This window comes from Streptomyces sp. NPDC111656, assembly GCF_055656965.1.
The window spans coordinates 43,063-46,674 of the sequence record NZ_JBVKCA010000036.1; the positions used below are offsets into that span (position 1 = coordinate 43,063).

General features: G+C 64.0%; 3 protein-coding genes and 1 pseudogene. 1 reads left to right on the plus strand and 3 read right to left on the minus strand.

The window, feature by feature from the left end; all coding sequences use genetic code 11:
- Positions 1-393: 393 nt before the first annotated feature.
- The gene (locus tag ACZ7M3_RS49170; RefSeq protein ID WP_472072855.1) at positions 394-1,041 is read left to right on the plus strand and encodes a hypothetical protein; all 648 of its coding nucleotides are present in this window, start codon (positions 394-396) and stop codon (positions 1,039-1,041) included.
- Positions 1,042-1,366: 325 nt separating this feature from the next.
- Here the strand turns inward: ACZ7M3_RS49170 and ACZ7M3_RS49175 are convergent, their stop codons facing one another.
- From ACZ7M3_RS49175 to ACZ7M3_RS49185, 3 genes and pseudogenes are all read right to left on the minus strand, one after another.
- Positions 1,367-1,711 carry a hypothetical protein gene (locus ACZ7M3_RS49175; protein WP_472072857.1) on the minus strand — a complete coding sequence of 115 codons (345 nt, stop codon included), beginning with the start codon at positions 1,709-1,711 and terminating at the stop codon, positions 1,367-1,369.
- Positions 1,712-1,713: 2 nt separating this feature from the next.
- The gene (locus tag ACZ7M3_RS49180; protein WP_472072859.1) at positions 1,714-2,211 is read right to left on the minus strand and encodes a YbaB/EbfC family nucleoid-associated protein; all 498 of its coding nucleotides are present in this window, start codon (positions 2,209-2,211) and stop codon (positions 1,714-1,716) included.
- A 75-nt stretch (positions 2,212-2,286) separates the two neighbouring features.
- A pseudogene (locus ACZ7M3_RS49185) lies at positions 2,287-3,612 on the minus strand (hypothetical protein); the annotation flags it as partial.

The following is a 3,612-nucleotide window of genomic DNA, read 5'->3' on the forward strand; positions in this document are numbered from 1 at the left end:
ATCCTTCGCGCCGTACGGAGGAACATTGCTCCCGCTGTACGGAGACACATCGTTCGTGCTGGACGTTGGAAGTTCGCCCTCGCTGTACGGAGGCACATCGTTCACGCCGTACGGAGGCACATAACTCGCGCTGTACGGAGGCAAATCGTTCACGCCGTACGGAGGCGCATCCTTCACGCCGTACGGAGGAACATCCTTCACGCCGTACGGAGGGACATAACTCTCGCTGTACGGAGGAAGGTAGTCCTCACCGACGGGAGTTTCCAATACAGCCTTTGCATCGGAGGCGTCAAGAGGGGAAGGAGAGTACGGAGAACCGCCGCTCGGCATCGGCTCCCACTCGTCGAGACTGTGATCCGTTTCGGGCGCCCCCGCGCCGCCCCCGCCCCCGCCGTGCGGGAGCTGATTGACCTTATTCTTGCCGAAGTTGAGATTCAGGGAGAATTTATTGTGCAGCCATTTTCCACCGGACCCGAGAACGTCGGAAGAGGCCTCAAAAATTACCCCGCTGACCCCGGCCATCAGGAGCGTCTGCGGGTTGAGCGAGAAACTACCGGTGAAGATGAGCTTTGTAAATGCCTCCGCGAACAGTTCGGCCTGGCCCTCGTTGACGAAAGAAAGAGGGAGTTCGGACACCTCCTTCCACAGCGGACTGTCCTTGAGGAATTTTTTGATGAACGGCTGGGCGAAGTGGCCAAAAGCGTCACCGAAGAGTCCCGCGAGCGCTCCCGCGACGGCCGACTGTCCGATTTCCGACCAATCGAACCCCTTCCGCCGACGATCCTCGTCCGGCGCGGTCATCGTGATTATCTGCGCCGCGAAGGTGATGAAGGCCTCCTGAATCGCTTCGAGCACCGCCGAGATCGGAGTCGGGACAGCCCGTGCAAACCTCTGGAGAAGCAAGATGATGGAGAGCGCGGTGCGCGCCTTCGCCAGGGCGATCTCGGACAGCGAAGTACCGCCGGTGAAGACGGCGAGTGCGAGAATCAACGCGATTTCGATGGTCATCGAAATGAACTCGAGGAGCATCTGGATCTTTGATTCCACGAGCTTCATCGTGTCGGGGACATGCTCCTCGGATATTTTCCGGAGCTCGGTGGAGAACTTTGTCAGGTAGCCCGTCCCGGAGTCGTCGACGAATTGCTTCACAGCGGCGACAAATTCCTTGGCCATCGCCGGCGGCATTGCGTTCCCGGCTGTGCTCACCGCTCCCTGCAACGACCTCGAGAGCGACTCCACATCGTCCGCCAACCGGCTGTAGGCAAGTCGTGCGTCGTAGCCCCTGTCCTCGTTTCCGGACGCGACGTTCCCACCCACGTACCACTTGAGGAACTCTCGAAAATCGGGTGGGAAGTCGATCGCCATTTTACCGCCGGCCCTCGCTTTCCGATTTCAGGTTGTCGATGTCTTCCATCGCATACTCCTGCGGACGCCCGACCAGAGGGGCCTGTTCGGCGACCGCTTTGACCAGTCCCTGAATGGCTTCCGTGAAACCTTTGACCGTCTCAGCCACCGATTCCCTTCTACCCCGGTACTTCAAGCCGAGCTGGTCGGCGAGGTCGTCACCCTCCTCCTCCTCGCCCCACCAACCATCGGAATTTTGGCAGCTGTCCTCGAACCGGGGGAGCATCTCCTGGGAGCCCTCAAAGGCCGCGGCGATGTCCTTCGAACCCCTCAGGATTCCTTCCAGGTCCCCCGAATACTCTGCCATCGCTATTCACTCCTCTGTCGCTTGTTCTCCGTGCCACGGTCGGCCGCGGTGGCGGGTTCCTCTTCGTCCTCATGAATCTCGTCACGGAGCCGGTCCATCGCCCTCGACCCCTTCTCCACCGAGTTCTCACTGAGCAACGATCCGAAAATCGAGCTCCAGTCGACCCCTATGCGTTCCGGGGTCATACCTCGGGGGGTCAGCCTGGTGAGGGGGTCGATCGTGTCGACGACCCGGCGCGCCATGGCGGCGCGAGCCTGGTTCACGGCTTCGAGCACCGACGCGGAGAGCTGCGAGGCGGCCATGGAGCGGTACTTGCCGTCGAGGAACTCCAGGCCCGTCAGCTCGCCCTTCCCTCCGACGGTCACCCGGACCGCTCTGTCCGCCGAGTGTGCGGTCATCGACGCGGCGTTCAGCTCGCTCTGAGCCTTGGCCACGGCTTCTTGCGTGGCCTTGAGATGGGCCATCGCCTCGGCCACGCGGTCGTTGATCGACTCACTCAATCTGGTCTCCTCACTGCGTATTTGGGCTGCCAACCACTACGCGCCCAACCAAGACTGCTTGCCGGCGGCATGAGTTCATCGCCCCAGGGCCTGGGGGACGCCGCCCTCATCGGTGCCCCAGACGTCCTCGTCCTCCGCCAGCCACGTGGTCCGCTCCCGGTCGCTGCTCTCCGTCTGCTGGCCGGGCCCTCCGCCGGCCCCGGGCATGCCCCCCATCGGTGGCATGAAGGGCTGCGAACTGCTGCTTGTCTGCGTGGCACTCGGGATCACCCGGTGCTCTTCGTCCTCGACGGTCGATCCGGGGGTGGCCACTCTGCCGGAGCGGCCGGTACCGGGATCGATGACATTGCGCACCCGCTCGCCGGACGAACCCCCCTCACCTCCGCCACCGCGCATCATCTGCGGCATCATCGGCGCCCCGGGGCCCCCGGGTGAACCGGCGGACGAGCCGACAAGGGCATCGTTGCCCTGCGGGCGACCCAGCGCTGATGCCAGATCGTCCGAGTTGTAGAGGTTGTCGTTGAACACGGAGGAATGCTCCGAGCCAGCACCCGACGGGTTGTAAGAGGTCAGGTCGGGCGGCTGTGGGAGATCGGCGATGCGTTGGCGGATCTGGTCCTCAATGTCCTTGTCGCCGGCCCCGATCCGGTCGTACTTGGACTGGATGTCACCCATCCGCTTGTCGTACTCGGCCTTGGCGTCCCGCCGTGCCTGCTCCGCGTCCGTGCGTGCGTGCTGTCGCTCCTCCTGGGCGGCAGCCTTCTGCTCCTGGTATTCGTGCTTGGCCTGGGCCTCATGGGCGTCGGCCTCCCGAACGGCGTCCCGCTCGGCCCCGTTGATCTCGGCGATCCGATGGTCGTACTTCTCACGAGCCGTCTGCTCATTGGCACCGCCGGCCACCTCGCGGTTGTAGTCCCGCTTTGCTTCCGCCCGCTCCTGCTCGGCATGCTGCTGAGCCTGGTCCCGTTCTGACTGGGCCTCGGCCTTCTGGTGCTCGTACTCCTGCTTCGCCGCCGCCTCATGGCTGTCGGCTTGCTGCTCCGCATGGGCGCGTTCGTCCCTGGCCTCGGCCTTCTGCTGCTCGTAGTCCGCCTGCGCATCGGCCTTGGCATGTTCGGCGTCCAGCCGGGCCTGCTGCTTCTCCTTTACAGCCTCCTGCCGGGCCTGCTCCTGCTGCTCCTTCGCGTGCGCCTTCTCCTGCTCCGCCTGCTGCTTGGCCTCCGTCTTCTCCTTCTGCGCCTCCTGCTTGGCGGCCTCCTGCTCCGCCTTCGCCTGCGCCTTCTCCTGCTCCGCCTGCTGCTTGCTCTCCGTCTTCTCCTTCTGCGTTTCCTGCTTGGCGGCCTCCTGCTCCGCCTTCGCCTGCGCCTTCTCCTGCTCCGCCTGCTGCTTGCTCTCCGTCTT

Excerpts from the sequence above, each read along its gene's own strand:
- ACZ7M3_RS49175 (WP_472072857.1), bottom strand. The coding sequence starts at position 1,711 with ATGGCAGAGTATTCGGGGGACCTGGAAGGAATCCTGAGGGGTTCGAAG.